General features: G+C 70.8%; 10 protein-coding genes. 5 read left to right on the forward strand and 5 right to left on the reverse strand.

The genetic code is table 11. The annotated features are described in order from the left end of the window. Nucleotides 1–31: 31 nt before the first annotated feature. Complete coding sequence (locus HV826_RS00835) at nucleotides 32–1,417, reverse strand: alkaline phosphatase family protein (protein ID WP_176415096.1); 1,386 nt, start codon at nucleotides 1,415–1,417, stop codon at nucleotides 32–34. Nucleotides 1,418–1,983: 566 nt separating this feature from the next. Between HV826_RS00835 and HV826_RS00840 the strand changes: the two genes are divergently transcribed. The 5 genes from HV826_RS00840 (at nucleotide 1,984) to HV826_RS00860 (ending at nucleotide 12,414) form a co-directional block, all read left to right on the forward strand. Continuing rightward, nucleotides 1,984–3,123 (forward strand): acyl-CoA dehydrogenase family protein, encoded by a 1,140-nt coding sequence (locus HV826_RS00840; protein ID WP_176415097.1) that lies wholly within the window; start codon nucleotides 1,984–1,986, stop codon nucleotides 3,121–3,123. Continuing rightward, complete coding sequence (locus tag HV826_RS00845; RefSeq protein ID WP_176415098.1) at nucleotides 3,120–4,634, forward strand: amino acid adenylation domain-containing protein; 1,515 nt, start codon at nucleotides 3,120–3,122, stop codon at nucleotides 4,632–4,634. The genes HV826_RS00840 and HV826_RS00845 overlap by 4 nt, the downstream gene beginning before the upstream one ends. Before the next feature lie 135 nt (nucleotides 4,635–4,769). Next, nucleotides 4,770–8,462 (forward strand): hypothetical protein, encoded by a 3,693-nt coding sequence (locus HV826_RS00850; RefSeq protein WP_176415099.1) that lies wholly within the window; start codon nucleotides 4,770–4,772, stop codon nucleotides 8,460–8,462. Next, nucleotides 8,459–9,001 (forward strand): DUF1318 domain-containing protein, encoded by a 543-nt coding sequence (locus tag HV826_RS00855; protein WP_176415100.1) that lies wholly within the window; start codon nucleotides 8,459–8,461, stop codon nucleotides 8,999–9,001. The genes HV826_RS00850 and HV826_RS00855 overlap by 4 nt, the downstream gene beginning before the upstream one ends. Further along, nucleotides 8,995–12,414 (forward strand): PD40 domain-containing protein, encoded by a 3,420-nt coding sequence (locus tag HV826_RS00860; protein ID WP_176415101.1) that lies wholly within the window; start codon nucleotides 8,995–8,997, stop codon nucleotides 12,412–12,414. Before HV826_RS00855 ends, HV826_RS00860 begins: the two co-directional genes overlap by 7 nt. Nucleotides 12,415–12,447: 33 nt before the next feature. Here HV826_RS00860 and HV826_RS00865 read toward each other — a convergent pair whose 3' ends face one another. The 4 genes from HV826_RS00865 to HV826_RS00880 form a co-directional block, all read right to left on the reverse strand. After that, nucleotides 12,448–13,257, reverse strand: a complete 810-nt coding sequence (locus HV826_RS00865) for a sigma-70 family RNA polymerase sigma factor (RefSeq protein ID WP_176415102.1) — start codon at nucleotides 13,255–13,257, stop codon at nucleotides 12,448–12,450. Nucleotides 13,258–13,340: 83 nt separating this feature from the next. Further along, nucleotides 13,341–14,402 (reverse strand): hypothetical protein, encoded by a 1,062-nt coding sequence (locus HV826_RS00870; protein WP_368670807.1) that lies wholly within the window; start codon nucleotides 14,400–14,402, stop codon nucleotides 13,341–13,343. Between the two features lie 47 nt (nucleotides 14,403–14,449). After that, the gene (locus HV826_RS00875; protein ID WP_176415104.1) at nucleotides 14,450–14,911 is read right to left on the reverse strand and encodes a DsrE family protein; all 462 of its coding nucleotides are present in this window, start codon (nucleotides 14,909–14,911) and stop codon (nucleotides 14,450–14,452) included. A gap of 28 nt (nucleotides 14,912–14,939) precedes the next feature. Then, complete coding sequence (locus HV826_RS00880) at nucleotides 14,940–15,983, reverse strand: YeiH family protein (RefSeq protein ID WP_176415105.1); 1,044 nt, start codon at nucleotides 15,981–15,983, stop codon at nucleotides 14,940–14,942. Between the last annotated feature and the right edge of the window lie 29 nt (nucleotides 15,984–16,012).

The following is a 16,012-nucleotide window of genomic DNA, read 5'->3' on the forward strand; positions in this document are numbered from 1 at the left end:
CGTCAACGCTCGGGTTGCTCGCGGAAGGCCCTCAGGCCGCCGCCTGCTGTCCGGTCAGGTGCGCCAGGATGAGGTCGTGGACTTGCGTGGCGTGGAGTGTCTCTGCCTCGATCAGCTCTGCTTGTCGTGTCATCAGCACCGGCCCGTTCTCCGGGCCGGTGGGCAGGCCATGCGCCCCCTTGAGGAGGGAGCCATCCATCGAGACGACCTCCAGTCGCGCTCGCATGCCCAGCTTCTCCTTCACGACACTGCCCCCCAGCTCCAGCATTCGCAGACCCAGCTTCGGGTCCACGAACATCTCCAGCGGGTCGTAGCCCGGCTTGCGGTAGATATCGACGGTGCGCGCGTAGTCCGGCGCGCGCGCATCGTCCAGCCAGTAGAAATACGTGAACCAGGCATCCGGTTCGGCCAGGGCCACCAGCTCGCCTGAGCGGGGGTGGTCCAGGTGGTGGGCGCGCTTGCCCTCGGCATCCAGCACCTGGGCCACCCCAGGCTCCGCCTCGACCAGGGCCTTGACCTCATCCAGCAGCGCCGGGTTTCGGACGTAGACGTGCGCGATCTGCATGTCCGCGACGGCGAACGCCTCGCTGCCGCTGGGATAGACGACGTCACGGCCGCCCTCCTCCCGAATCGCCAGCCACCCACGGCGGCGGAAGAGGCGGTTCAGGTGGACGGCCCGGGACACGGGGACCGCGCCGAACTCCGAGAGGATGATGACGCGCACGCCGCGCGACTCGTAGAAGCCGATCAGCTTCCCGACGACGTCGTCGATCTCCCGGAGGCTCTTGTGGATCTCCTTCGCGTCCGGCCCGAACGTGTGCGGCGTGTAGTCCAGGTGCGGCAGGAAGACGAGCGAGAGCGTGGGGCTGTGCCGCCGCTCCAGCCACATGGCGACGTCGGCGATCCACTCCGAGGAGCGGATGCTGTAGCGGGGCCCCCAGTAGTCATACGCGGGGAAGTTCCCCAGCGCCTTGACGAGCGGATCGCGCAGGTGGAGCGGCTCCGTGAACACGTCTGGCACCACCCGCCCGTCCGCGGTGAAGGACGGCTGCGGCGTGATGGCGTAGTCCGCCTTCGAATACATGTTCATGAACCAGCACACGCGGGCGCAGGTGAAGCTGGGGTCGAGCTCGCGCGCGGCATCCCAGAGCTGCGGCGCCTGCACGAGCCCGTCCGACTGGGGCCAGAAGCGGACCTCTCCCAGCTCCCGGTGGAGCCACCCATCCCCGACGATTCCGTGCTCGCTGGGGTATCTTCCGGTCAGGAACGTCGCCTGCATGGTGCAGTTCAGCGCCGGCAGGACGGGCTGGAGCGGCACCATGCGCCCCCGCTCCACGAAGGCCTGCATGTTTGGCGTCGAGGGGCCGACATACCTCGCGCTCAATCCAGGCAAATCCAAAACGACGCAACGTTCCATGCCCGAAGCAAACTGCCCACGGGCAAACCAGTCAATCACCGACCAGGTTGTCCCATACCCTGGTCTGAGTCGAGCGCTCAGTCACTTCGGCCAGGCCAGCCGCCTGTAGAATTTTACCGCGGCCATAGGCTGAAACCCCCTGACGCGAGCGCCCACGGCGGGAATGAGTGACACCGCACCCAGTGCAATGGGTAGTGAAGCGAAACAGAATACAGGGTCTGGAGGGGTGGATCAGGGGCGCGCGGATGGGCGCTGGGGCCCGATTTTCCGCGACGGCGGAGCACCGCCCCCCGGACCATTTGTAACTCACTGAGTACACCCCGGACCAGACCCGCCAGATAGGAATTGCCCCCCCCTCGCGCTCCAATCCCATCCAGCATCGCCGCAAAAGACTCACTTGCTGACAACCATCCCGGAGGTTCTTGACGGCTCGTTCCCACACACGCGAGACTTCACCTGACTCCTCATACGTCTCACCCTCCCAATCCGAGAGCCACGCAGTACGAGCGCGAGGCTTTCGAAGCGCGCTCCCGCGTTGCTGTCACCCGTTGGAACGACAGGAAAACATGGACTTCAGTTGGACTCACGAGCAGGTGGAGCTCTATGACCGTGCCCTCGCCTTCGCGCGAGCGCAGTTGCCCGAGCCCGCGAAGCCCAGCAAGGAGGCGCTGCCGCGCGAGCTGTGGCAGCGCTGTGGTGAGTTCGGTTTCCTGGGGCTCCCGGTGCCCTCGGCCCATGGCGGACTGGGGCTGGACACGCTGACCACGGCGCGGGTGATGGAGGCGCTGGGGCGCGGCTGCGTGGACACCGGGCTGGTGTTCTCCGTGGGTGCGCACCTCTTCGCCTGCGTGATGCCCATCCTGGAGAGCGGGGATGACGCGCAGAAGTCCCGGTACCTGCCCCGCCTGTGCTCGGGGGAGTGGGTGGGCGCCAATGCCATCTCCGAACCGGAGGCGGGCTCGGACGTGTTCGCCCTGAAGACGCGCGCGGTGCGGGACGGCGACGGCTACGTGCTCGATGGTGGCAAGAGCTACGTCACCAACGGCCCCTCCGCGGACGTCTTCCTCGTCTACGCCGCCACCCAGCCGGCCCATGGGTACATGGGGCTGAGCGCGTTCCTCGTGGAGAAGGACACACCGGGGCTCTCCGTGGGGCGCGCGTTCGAGAAGATGGGGCTGTCCACGTCACCCATCGCCCCCATCTATCTAGAGGGGTGCCGTGTTCCGGAGTCCGCGCGGCTGGGCGCGGAGGGACAGGGCGCGGCGATGTTCAAGCGGTCCATGCAGTGGGAGCGCGCGTGCCTCTTCGCCGCCTACGTGGGCGTGATGGAGCGGGTGCTCGAACAGACGGCGGACTTCGCCCGGACTCGCAAGCAGTTCAAGAAGGCCCTGGGGAAGAACCAGGCCATCTCCCACAAGCTGGCGGACATGAAGCAGCGGCTGGAGGCGTCCCGCCTGCTGCTGTACCAGGCCTGCTGGAAGATGGACCAGGGCCAGGACGCCGTCATGGAGGTGTCCCTGGCGAAGCTGGCCATCAGCGAGGCCGCCATCCAGAGCGGCCTGGACGCCATCCAGATTCACGGCGGCATGGGCTACGTGACCGAAACGGGCATCGAGCGCGTGCTGCGTGACGCCATTCCCAGCGCCATCTTCTCCGGCACCTCCGAAATTCAACGCGACATCATCGCCAACCAGCTCGGCCTATGACACTCGACCAAATCGTCATCCGTGCAGCGGCGAAGGCTCCCGAGTCCATCGCCATCAAGGGTCCCGACGGGACCCTCACCTACGGCCAGCTGGACGCGCACGCCAACCGCGTCGCCCGCGCGCTCCAGGAGCTGGGCGTGAGGCGGGGAGACCGCGTGGGGCTGTGGACGGAGAAGTCCGTGCGCGCCGTCGCCGCGATGCAGGGCATTGCCCGGCTGGGCGCCGCCTACGTCCCCATGGATCCGCTGAACCCGGCGGTGCGGACGCGGCTCATCCTCGACGACTGCGGCATCGACGTGATGGTGACCACCACCACGCGCGCGGCCGAGCTCCACAACGCGGGCGTGAGCCGGATGCGCTACCTGCTGGTGGACGACAAGGGGCCGGAGATCTGCTGGAACCGGCTGAGCGGCTTCTCCTCGGCGCCGCTGCCGCCGCACGGCGCGGGTGACGACGACCTGGCGTACATCCTCTACACGTCGGGCTCCACGGGAGCGCCCAAGGGCGTGTGCATCAGCCAGCGGAACGCGATGGCCTTCATCGAGTGGTGCCACGAGCTGCTCGGCACCACGCCGGAGGACCGCTTCAGCAACCACGCGCCGTTCTTCTTCGACCTCTCGGTGCTGGACCTGTACGCGGCCTTCAGGGGCGGCGCGTCCGTCACGCTCATCCCGGAGGCGCTGGCCTTCGCGCCGGAGAAGCTGGTGGAGCTGGTCCTCCGCGAGCGGTTCACCTGCTGGTACTCGGTGCCTTCGGCGCTGATGCTGATGATGCAGGAAGGGGGGCTGCTGAAGCATGGCCCGCTGCCCTTCCGCGCCGTGCTCTTCGCGGGCGAGCCCTTCCCCATCCGGCACCTGCGCCCGCTCCGGGAGCACCTGGGGCACGCGAGGTTCTTCAACCTCTATGGCCCCACGGAGACCAACGTCTGCACCTTCCATGAGGTGACGGAGGTCTCACCTCACCGCACCGAGCCGGTGCCCATCGGCCGCGCGAGCTGTGGCAACCGCGTGTGGCTGGCCCGGCCGCCGCCAGACTCGGAGGAAGCACGGGAGGAAGGCGACGGCGTGGGCGAGCTGATGGTGGAAGGCCCCACGGTGATGCTGGGCTACTGGGGCCAGCCTCGCCACGGGAGCGGGCCGTATGCCACGGGGGACCGCTGCCGCGAGCTGCCGGACGGCACTTTCGAATACCTGGGCAGACGCGACAACATGCTGAAGGTGCGCGGGCGCCGCATCGAAGCGGGCGAAATCGAAGCGGCCCTGCTCACACACCCGGACATCCGCGAGGCAGGCGTGATTGCCACCGGCTCCGGCCTGGAAGCGCGGCTGGTGGCCTTCGTGGTCAGTGGCGCCAGCAAGCCCCCTTCCCTGCTCAAGGTGAAGAAGCACTGCGCGGAGCGGCTGCCTCGCTACATGATTGTGGACGAGGTCCGCGTCCTGCCCGAGCTGCCCCGGACTCCGAACGGCAAGCTCAACCGGCGCGCGCTGCGGGAGCTGACGCAGGAGCCATGAGCTGGTCACCGGCCGCCAGGGAGCCTGGCGGCCGTCCTCATCCCCTCCGAGCAACCGCCCCGCGCCTGCCCGCAACGTCTCCTCGACTTCGTTCAGGCCCCCGACCATGATGGCCGCTCGCGTCAACCGAGCCCCATGGATTCCACCACAGCTGAACGGCCTCGCCGGCGGTGGGCCCGCATCATCGCGGGCGTGGTTTTTACGATCCTGGTCGTGCTCCCGGCGCTGGCGCTGGTCGCTGCCGTGGTGGTGTCGCGCAACCTCGACAGCCCGTGGCTGAAGCAGCCCCTTGTCTCCGAGGTGGAGGCGGCCACCGGGCTCCAGGTGGACTACCAGGTCGCCCAGGTCGAGCTGCTCTCGGGGTTGAAGCTGGAAGGCCTGGTAGTACGGACACCCGCTCCATTCCACGGCGCCGCGCCCGAGCTGCTGCGCGTCGGCACCTTGGAGGCGCACTGGTCGCCCGGTGCGCTGGTGACGGGCCCCATCCGGATTGAGCGGGTGGTGGTGCGGGACGTGGCGCTCGCCCTGGTCGCTGACGATTCAGGCGCCACCTCCCTCTCGAAGCTGACGGAGCCTGAAGCCCCAGCGCCGCCGCCCGTTGAAGCGCCGCCGGTGGGTGCCTCCCAGCAGCTCGCGGACCTCCTGAGAGCGCCGCCTCCCGTCGGGCACGTCGACGTGTCGGGCGTGTCGCTGAGCTACGTCCGCGTCCAGCGAGGCGAAGTCGCCGAGCGGTGGTCCCTGCGTGGGCTGGCGGCGCGGGTCGAAGCGAAGCAACACGACGGGGAATGGAAGGTCTTCGCGAACCTGGGGCAGGCGGGTGCCCCGCTGCCGCTGGAGCTGCGCCACGAAGGCTCCGCAACACCCCCGGCCTTCGCGGAGCTGGCGTTCGCCCTTTCGATGGAGGCTGGCGCGTCGGCCGCTCGCGCGCGGGTGGACCTCGATGTCACCCAGCAGACCTTCGACCCACGCTTCTCGCTCCGCTCGCTGCTTCATGGCGCGGTGGCCGCGCGGTTCGAGGTCGAGCAGCGCCACATCGCCGTGGAGCTGGAGCGAACCCACCTGACAGACAGCGCCGAGCTTCGGGCGCGGGCCGTGCTCCCGGATGCCGCGGGAGAGCCCCCGGTCGTGACACGCGCCCTGGTGGACCTCGAGCTTGGGAAGCTGCTGGCGGCGCTCCCCTCCGAATGGCGTCCGTTCACGCTCGAGCGCGGCCAGGTGAAGCTGGACGCACAAGACGTCACCCTGAGCGCGATGCCTCAGCTGGGGCCCCGTGGGAAGCTGGGCCTGGACGTGGACGTCGCGGCGCTCCGGATGACGGGGGCGCCGGTCCAACTGACGCTCGGCGGTGGACGCGTCACCCTCGTGGCGACGCCGGATCCGCGGCTGGGGCTCTCCGCGCACCTGACGTTCGGAGTCAATGGGCTCGACGTGGGAGGCCCCACCGCGCTGCGGATTCCGAAGGCCCACGGTGAAGTGAAGGGACATCAGCTCCGCCCGGAGCCCTCATCCCCGCTCAAAGTCGCCGGAGACGCGAGCCTGTCAGGCCTGTTGGAGTCCCTGGAACTTCGAACCCCCGACCTCCGAGCGAAGGCCGAACAGATGGGCTTCCAGCTCAGCGCGCCGCTGGCGGCGGCGCCTCCCTTCGCACTGAGCGCGAACGTGCCCGTCGGGGCGCTCCACCTGTCCTCGCCGGATGGGCGCACGCTGCTGAAGGGCCCCGTGCGCGTGAAGCTCGATGCGTCGGACGCGTTCCCGCGGCTCGACGCGCCCCAGCTCAGCCGAGGCCGCGCGCGGCTCGTGCTCGACGTCGGTGACGCGCAGGCGTCCCTGGATGCCACCAAGGACACCGACGCGGTGGCCTACACCCTGGCCGCTCGGACGCCGGACCTCGCCGCCGCCCGCCCCTTCATTCCCGACCCGGTCGCGGCGCGCATTCCGTGGCGGCACCTGGGCGTGAGCCTGGCCTCCCAGGGCAGCGTGAAGGCGCTCTTCTCCTCCGCGCCACGGCTGGAGCACCGCACGGAGCTGAAGCTGCAACGGCCAGCGTGGGATGACGTGACGGCCAGCAACGTCGCCGTCGTGGTGCGCTCGCGGGGTGACGCCTGGCGCCACCAGGGCGACGTGGACCTGCGAGTCGAAGGACTCAAGGCCGGTGAGAAGGACCTGGGGCTCCAGCACCAGACGCTGACCCTGGACCTCAACCGCCGGGAGCCCGCGCTCCGCGTGGGTCTCACCAGCCACGAAGGGCCCAAGGTCATGCTGGACGCCGCGGCGGCCTTCGACCGGAGGGCCCGCGCCCTTCGCATGGACGTGACGGGCGACATCCCCCCACTGGGAACCCTGGCGCCCTTGCTGGCCATGGCGCGGGTGCCCTCGGAGCTGAATGCCGGGCGGCTCGCGGTAGGCATCGAGCTGCATGGCACGCTGCGCGGCGTGCTCACGGGCGTCTCAGCCGATGGCACGCCGCGACTGGCCCCGGACCCGGCGCGCACCGCCAGCTTCGATGGAACGGCGGCCGTGCGCGCGCGCGGCCTGCGCTGGAGACAGGACGCCCTGTTCGTCAACGCCCCCGCGCTGCATTGGGAGCTGGCGTCTCGCGTCGACGGTCCCAAGCGAACCGTCCACAGTGACCTGCGCGTGGAGAAGCTCACCGTCGGGATGAGCGACCGGCGGCTGGCCTTCTCGGAGCTGACCAGCGACACCACCGCCAGCTTCACCGAGGCGCTGGAAGCGGGCGACATCGAGCTGAAGCAGCACCTGAAGCTCCGCGCGCTCGAACAGAACCCTGCGCTGCCCTATCCGGTCCAGGACCTGGAGGCGACGTTCACCGCGCGGCGCAAGCCCACGGGCGTCATCCACGTCCCCCAGCTCCAATTGACCCACGCGGGGACCGGCACCCAGTTGAAGGTCCGGGGGCGGCTCGACCTCAGCGAGGACCGGCGCCGCATGGGGCTCCGGGGCGAGCTGGCGCAGGACATGGCCAGGCTCACGCAGCCCGGAGTCCTGGAGGGAAGCGGCAAGGTCACCGTCGGCTTCCGCGTGAGCTCACCCGACCTCGTCGTCTTCCGGACCGTCTCCAACCTGCTCCTCCAGGACTTGAACCTGCGCCTGCCCGAGCAGGGGTTCGAGATTGAAGGGATGGACGGCAACGTCCCGCTCACCGAGAACCTCGAGTTCAGCCAGGGACACCTGCGGCTGCTGAGCGACATCGACGTGAACCCGTACCCGATGCTTCGCTTCGCCGACCAGCATCCCCTGCTCTCCCGCAGCGGATACGTGTCCGCCAGACGCATCAGCACGCCGTTCGTCACCGTCGCGCCCCTGGCGGGGAACCTGTCCGTCGACCAGCACGTCGTCTCCATGACGCAGCTGGAGATGGGGGTGCGCGGGGGGCGCCTCACCGGGCAGTGGCGCCTGGATTGGCAAGGCAAGCGCTCCACCCTGGAGGCCCGCGTGCGGGCCACCGGCGTCCAGTCGTCCCGAGGAGAGCCCTTCGACGGCAATGCCGCCGTGGTCATCTCCGCGAAGGACCGCAGCATCGATGGCCGCGCGGAGATCCTGCGCATTGGCAACCGCCACCTGCTGGACCTGCTCGACATCGAGGACCCCCGCCATGTCGACCCCGCCACCAACCGGGTCCGGTATGCCTTGCGGCTGGGCTACCCGGAGCACGTGCGGGTGAGCTTCAACCGCGGCTTCGGCAGCCTGCGCATCACCATGGGCGGCCTGGCGAAGCTGCTCAGCATCGACGAGATCCGGGGCATCCCCATGGGCCCCATCGTCGACCAGCTCATCAAGTCCATGACGCTTCTGGAGACGACGCCATGAAACACCGTGGGTTGCTGCTGTGGGCCGCCCTCGCCACGTCCGGGTGCATCAGCGCGCCGGAGATCGTCATGGTCGACCGCGCGACGGCGCTCGAGGAACAGGCCTCGGGCTCGTTCAACGACGTGGAGCAGCGCCTGGCTCGCGCGGGCATGAACCCCACGCCGGTGCCGTTCACGCCCAATCAACTGGAAGCGCTGGGCATCCAGCCCACGCCGCTGGTGGAGAACATCGGCAGGACGCCAGCGGACCGCGTGGACGACCTGCTGCGACGCCACTGCGTGGGAGAGGGACGGGACGGGCTGCTGGCGAATAATACCCGGCGCCGCTGCCAGGCCGGGCGCATGACGGCGGATGACGTGGCCCTGGTGGAGCGGGTGAACCGCGCACGCAAGCAGCTCTGGAAGTGGATGCGGTCGGCCCGGCCCGACGTCCCAGAGGAGACGCTGCGCCGGAACTGGCACAAGGTGCACGCGGAGGGTGTCGTCTGCGGCGGGTGGGTCGAGGCCGAGGATGGGACCTGGGGAGAGAAGCAGTGCTGACGCGCTGGCTGCGGTGCTGCGTGGCCTTGGCCGTGCTGCTCGCGGGCAGTGCCTGGGCTCAGGACGATGAGGACGACGGCGGCGTGCGCATGCCCACCCGGCTCACCGTCGGCGTGGGGGACCAGTTCCTCGGACAGCTGGCGCCTGATGACAACACGTTGCTCTTCGCGTCCAACCGCAACATCGCGACCGAAATCTACACGCAGGACCTGGAGCGCGGCCGCGAGCGCCGGCTCTTCGACGAAGGCGCGGATGTCACCTGGCCGCGCATCAGCCCCGACGGGAAGCACCTGCTCTACATCTCGTTCCGGAACCAGGCCGGCGGCCAGTTGTGCGTGCGCGAGCTGCCCACCGCGAAGGAGCGCCGGTGCCTCGAAGGAGACGCCAACGCCCTCCAGGCGGAGTGGATGGACGCCTCACGCATCGCGCTGGTGAGCCGGGCCACCATCCAGGGCGACCTTCACCTGTCGCGAGTCGAGCTGGGTGGCACATGGCGCGTGACGCCCCTGCTCGAGCGGAACCTGACCAGCCCGACCCTCTCCCCCGATGGGCGCTGGCTGGTGTACGTCCCCATCGAGCGCTCCGTGCGGCAGGTAGGCCCCGGCTTCGCCGCGCGCGCCGCGCCCCATCTGGAGGCGCTGCGCCTGGATGCGCCCGGCGCGAAGCCCCACCCGCTGCCGCTCGACATCCCGGGGCAGACGGGCCAGCCGGCGTTCTCCCGGGACGGGCGCTACCTGTACGTGGTGCAGTTCTTCACGGACTCGAACGCGGATGGCGTCATTGATGCCAGCGACAGCGGCGTGCTGTTCCGGGTGCCCTTCGCGACGGAGCGTGACGACGCCGCCGAGCGGGCCGCCGCCGCCCATCCGGACCAGCTCACCAGCCAGTCCTGGAACTGCCAGTACCCGGCGCCCGCGGCCACGTCCCTGGTCGCGACCTGTTCACGCTCGCGGTCCCTGGACGTGTATCAACTGCCGCTGGATGGCCAGGTCCCCAGTGCATGGGATGCGCGCCGGCTCAGCGCCGAGCTGAGGATGGTCGGCCGCCGCGCCGATGAGCTGCTGCTCTACCGCCACCGGCTGCTGCTAGAGACACGGCCCAGGCTCCGCCGCGTGCTGATGATGCGCATGAGCATGCTGCACCTGGCCTTCGAGGACTTCAGCGCGGCGGAGTTCTACGCCCGTCACCTGGACTCGGTGAGCGACCCCACCACCGCGGGCCTGGAGGGGCCGCTCCGCGTCCTCATCGACCACCGGCGCGCCATGAAGGAGCGCGAGCGGGGCCGCATGGTGGAGGAACTGAGCGTCGCGGAGCAGCAGCGCGTGGCCGCGCTGGAGCCCGCGAACGCGCTCAGCCCCGCGGCCGCGGTCTTCCAGCAGGTGGTGCGCAGCGAGCTGGCGGATGACGCGGGTGACTTCACGCGGGCCCGGAAGGAGCTGGAGGCGGCCGAAATCGCCGACACCACGCCGCGCGCGGTGCTGGAGGCCTACCACGCGCGAGCGGACGCGCTGTACCGCGAGCTCGATGAGCGGGAGCCCTTGGTCGAAGCGAGCCGACGGCTCTCCGAGCACCGCATCTTCCCGGCCGACGACCAGCTCGACTTCGCTCGCGCCGCGGTTCGCGCCCTGTACCGGGGACGCCCCTACGACGAAGCGGACGCGGCGATGGCGCAGGCCCTCACGACAGCGCCCGCCGGTTCGGCCTACGCGTACGCGCTGGAGCTGGGCCGCCACATCAATGCGCTCCGAAGCGACCGGCCGCCTCGTGCCGTGCGGGAGGCGCTGCTCGGCTTCTATCGGCAGCAGCAGGACCCGCTGCGCAGAAGGGTCCTGGTTCAGGACGCCGTGGAGCGGTCGGCGGAGCTCGGCGCCGACGGCATCATGGAATCGCTGGCGCTGGTCTACGTCGACGACACGCCACCGGGTAGCGAGGAGCGCCGCCGCGCCGAGCGGCTCTTTCGCCGCGCCCTGATGGGCCGCGCCTACCGGCGGCTGGCACGGCAGCGCCAGGACAGGGCGCGTGAGGACTTCGACCTGGTGACGCAGCGGACGGGCTCGCTGGAGAGCGCCGTCGAAGCCATGAACCTGCGCTTGCGAGCCGGCGTGAGTCCGGACGTGGTGGAGAAGGAAGTCACCACCACCGCCCCGAACAGGGCGAAGCCGCTCGCGCACTTCGTGAAGGCCTACGTCACCGCGCGCCAGCTCTCCAGGCTGGAGGGGGATGCCCACGCCCAGGCTGTCACCTCGGCCAGGAGGGAGCTGCGCGCCGCGTGGCCGGAGCTGAAGAACCAGCGCGTGGTGCAGGCGCTCCTGGGCGCCATCCATCACGAGGACTTCCTGCGCAACCGCGACCCCGCCGCCGCCGAGCGCGCCAACCGCTACTACATGGTGGCCTTGGACCTGATGCGGAACAACGTCCGCTACCGGGCCATGATACTGGGCGCGCTGGGGCTGCTGCACACGCAGGTGGGCAACTTCCACATCGCCCTGGGGTACCTCGAGCAGCGGGACCAACTGCCCTATGTGGACAACTGGGCGGGGCTGGCCGTGTCCATGGCGCGGGCCCATGCGCTGCTGCACGTCGACCGTGCAGCCGATGCGGCGCAGGCGGCGGACAAGGCCCTGGCCATGGTGGAGACCACGCAGCGGCTGTCCAGGTTCCTGCCTCTGGCCCTGGACCGCGCCGCGCTCTACAACCTCGCCGCGGGCCGCTTCGACCGGGCGCTGACGCTCTATGACCGGGTGCTGCCGCTCGTGGAAGCGAGCCCCCAGGACGAAGAGGGCCTGCGCAACCGGATGGTGGTGCGACTGGCGCGTGGCGCCGCTGCGCTGGGTGCCGGCCAGCCACGGCGGACCTTGGAAGACCTGGAGCAGGTCGAGCGCGGCCTGGCGACGCCCGCGGTCCGGAGCGCGCTGAAGTGGGCCCACTCCACGCCGGAGCACGTCCTGCGCTCGTATCGCCTCATCAGCTCGGGCCTGCGCGCGAACGCGGAGACCCGGATGGGGCGTCTGGACGCCGCGGCGCGGGCGCTCGAAGCGCAGCGCAAGCTGTACCTTGAGCAGTTCGACCAGTTGGACCGCGATGAGGACCTCCGCTCCGTGACGCTGGCGGAGCTGCGGCTGGCGGAGAATGCCGTGGACCAGCAGGCCTCCGCCCAGGCGGCGCGGTGGCTGGGCGAGGCGTTGAAGCATGCCGACGCGCTGGTGGCCCGCACGCACGCCGACGTCGATACGGGGCAACTGGACGTGCTCTGGTTCGCGGCACAACTGGAGGTGAAGGGCGACAGAGGGTTGCCCTTCGACGTGCCCCTGCGCCTGGACAAGGCGCGACGCGCCCTCGTCGAGCTGCGAGACCCGGCGTGGCGCTCGTACCTGGCGTGGTTCGAGGTCTACTCGGCGCTCGCGGCCCCGTAGGCCGCGCCCCCAGGTGCGCCAAGGCGAGCGGACTCAGGAGGGCAGCGCGCGTGACAGCGCCTGTCGCACCGCCGCGCGCACGGGCGCGGGGACCTCATCTCCGGGGATGCGCCGGCACAGAGACACCGTGCGCTTGAGCGCGTCACACGCCTCGCTGCAGCGGGGGCAGCGTGACAGGTGGTCCTCCAGGCGCACGCAGGCGGCCTGGTCCACCTCCTCCGCGGCGAACTCCGACAGCTCCTGCGCCAGCTCCGGACACCCCGGGCTCTGTCCGTGGGCGCCCTCCCCCAGGAGGGTGGCGAGGTGCTCGCGCATCTGCAGCCGCGCGCGGTGCAGCCGGCTCTTGAGCGCCCGCACCTCGATGCCCACCACGCCGGCCGCCTCCTCCGCCGTGAGCCCCTCCACGTCCCGGAGGATGAGCACCTCGCGGTGCGCCTCCGGCAGCGCGAGGATGGCCGCCTGCAACACCTCGCCCATCTGCCGCGCATGGGAGAGCATGTCCGGCGTCGCCTCCTCCGCCGCGACGTGGGTGGCCGCGGGCGCGTCGAGCGGCTGGAAGTCGTCGGGCGCGCCGACGCGGCGGCGGCGCAGGCGGAAGCAGTGCGTGCGGGCCACCTGGTACAACCAGGTGGACAGCGCCGCGTCCCCCCGGAACGCGTGGAGGCCCCGAAAGGCCGTGAACAGCGTCTCCTGAAGGACCTCCATGGCGTCCTCCTCCGAGCCGCACATGCGCAGGCCAAAGCGGTACACCTGCTTCTCGTGGCGGGCGAGGACCTCGTCCAGGGCCTTGTCATCGCCAGCGCGCGCGGCCTCCATCAACTGCTCATCGGTTCGCGTCGACATCCGCCCTTCGCCTCCTCGTGGGAAGAACGCCCGGTCACCAGGATGCCTTCCTGGATGGCGCCAGGAGACTACATCGCGCCAGACTAGCGCCGGTGCTGAAGCGACAGGCCGAGTTGACCGCTGGGCGCGCCATGTCCGGGAGGCCACCAGCGCCCTCCCAGCGTGGCGCGAAACGCCTGCCGCTGGAGATACCAGCTCAGCCCGGCATCCAGCCGCGCGCCGCCCGGGGTGTCCTCCAGCGCGCCGCCCGCGCCCCACGCCGCCAGCGCCCATGGCTCGAGCACCGTGGCCCCTGGGCCTGGCAGGTTGAAGCCCGCGCGCAGATGCGCGAGCAGCGCGTGTCCCTGGGGGGAGGCCACCTGGTGGAGCTCGGCGGAGAGCACCAGCGGACGCAGCCGCAGGAGCGCGTCCACGCCCCAGGAGCGCGAGTCGCCCCCGGGCTCCGTGCTCCCTTGCAGGGCCAGGGTGAAGCCCGGCCGGAGGCCGAAGTCATTCATGGGAAGGCTGAGGGAATACGCCTCCGCCTCCGGCGCCCCCAGGGTGAGCGCGGCGCGGGCCACGAGCAGCGGCGGTCGCCGCGTCCCCTCCGACCCGGGGCGGTGCACCACCAGGCCCGAGTCATAGCGCACGCTCCAGCCCTCTCCCTGGAGGAGGCCCCCCACGTCCACCCCCGGCGCGCGCCCCGACTCCCTGCCGGTGAGGTGCTGGCGCAGGGGGCCTTGCGTGATGGCCTTGTCCAGCGAGTCCACCTCGAAGCCACTGGTGAGGCTCTCCCGGCCCACCTGCGGACGGAACAGCCCCACGCTCAGCCAGGCGCGCTGGGGCAGCACGGTGAAGGTCGCGCTGGCCTCGTGGAGGGCCAGCGGCGGCCCCTGGAGCGGCCCGGGCAGGAGGACGAGCCGGTCGAACGACACCTCCAGTCCGCCCCGCACCCACGGCGACCCGGTCAGGTGCAGCCCCACCCGCCCACGTCGCAGGCTCACGGCGGCGGCGCCCGGCGCGCCCAGCCCCTGGTCGATTCGGACCTGGAGCGCCTCCTTGAGCTCCAGCCGCGGCCCCGCCTCCGCGGCCTCCTCCTCCACCACCGCCTCGGCCCGGCCCCGCCGCGCCACGCCGGCCAGGGCCAGCAGGCAGAGGGACAGCACGGTCCGCGTCCTGTGTGTCGCGCGCTCCATGGGGTGGCCACGCCTCGCTAGTAGCGGATGACCTGGTAGCCCTCGGCCACCAGGCGCGACAGCTCCGCCACGCCGTTGTCCACCACGTCGGCCTGGGGCTGGAGCTTCTTCGGGTCAATGCCGAACTTCTGCAGCGCGGTGGCGCACGCCACCAGCCGCACGCCCGCGGCCTTCGCCGCCTGGGCGGCCTCGCGGACCTCCGCCGGCACGGCCTTCACCGTCGGGTCCAGCGCCACCACCGCGCGGCCGTAGGTGAGCCACACCACGTCCGAGAGGTAACCCGACGCCTTGGCGCTCTTCACGTGCCGCAGGGAGCTGGAGAGGGTGCCGATGTCCTCCAGGCCCGTGGTGGCCACGAAGACGAGCTTGCCCTGGCGAGCGGGCACCTCCTCCTTCGCGGGCTGGGACGGCGGCGCGGCGAGCGCGGCCAGGGGCGCGGTGATGAGCGCGATGACGAGCAATGGCAGGAAGCGATTCATCTGGACGGACTCCGAAGCAGTTCAAGGGCTACTGGATGGACAGCAACTGGATGAGCCCCCAGGCGGACAGCGCCAGGGCGGCGAAGCCGACGAGGCCCGCGTAGACGACCCGCATGCCCGCGCGGCGGACCATGCGCAGGTGGGTGCCCAGCCCCATGGCCGCCATGGCCATCACCATGAGGAAGACGCTGGCGGTGGAGAGCCACGCCTTGGCGGCGGCGGGCACCACGCCCACCGTGCCCAGCATGCCCACCGCGAGGAAGCCGATGACGAACCACGGGATGGGCGGCTCCTTCAGCGAATAGCGCACCTGCCCGCCCGCGCCGGAGACCAGCCCCAGCACCACGAGCGCGGGGGCCAGCAGCACCACGCGGGTGAGCTTGACCAGCGTGCCCAGGTCCCCGGCGGAGGTGCCCCAGGTGAAGGCCGCGGCCATGACCTGCGCCACCTCATGCAACGTGGCGCCCGACAGGATGGCGAGCTGCGCGGTGCTCAGCCCCAGCAGCGGCCCCACGAAGACGTAGAAGAGGACGCCCACCGTGCCCAGGATTCCGCACAGGCCCACCGCCAGCGTGGTGTCCTCCTCCTCCGCGCGGGTGACGGAGCTGGCGGCCACCACCGCGCTGGCGCCACAGATGGAGGTGCCCACGGCCAGCAGCGTGCCCAGCTTCTCCGGCACGCCGAAGCACTTCGTCACCCAGCGGATGCCCAGGATGCCGCCGACGATGACGGCCAGGGCCAGCAGCAGCACGCGCGGGCCCACCGTCGCCACCAGCCCGAAGTCGAGCCGCGCCCCCATCAGCACGATGCCCAACCGCAGCACCGTGCGCGCCGAGTAGCGCGTGCCCTCCACCAGGCCGGGGGCCAGCCCCAGCGCCGTGCGCAGTGAGATGCCTATCAACAAGGCCACCGTGAGGGGCCCCACCACCTTGAGGCCGGGGAGCGTGGCCAGCCCGTAGCTGACCACCGCCAGCCCAGCGGCGAGCCCGAGGCCCGGCAGCCGTCGGCGCCAGGGGCCTTCGGGAGGAGGCGCGGCGAGAGTCGATTTGGAAGCGGCGAGAGGCGCGGTCATTTCAGGGGGGCGGTGAGAGGAAGTCCCGC

This window comes from Myxococcus sp. AM010, from assembly GCF_013372585.1.
GTDB classification, from domain to species: Bacteria; Myxococcota; Myxococcia; order Myxococcales; family Myxococcaceae; genus Myxococcus; species Myxococcus vastator.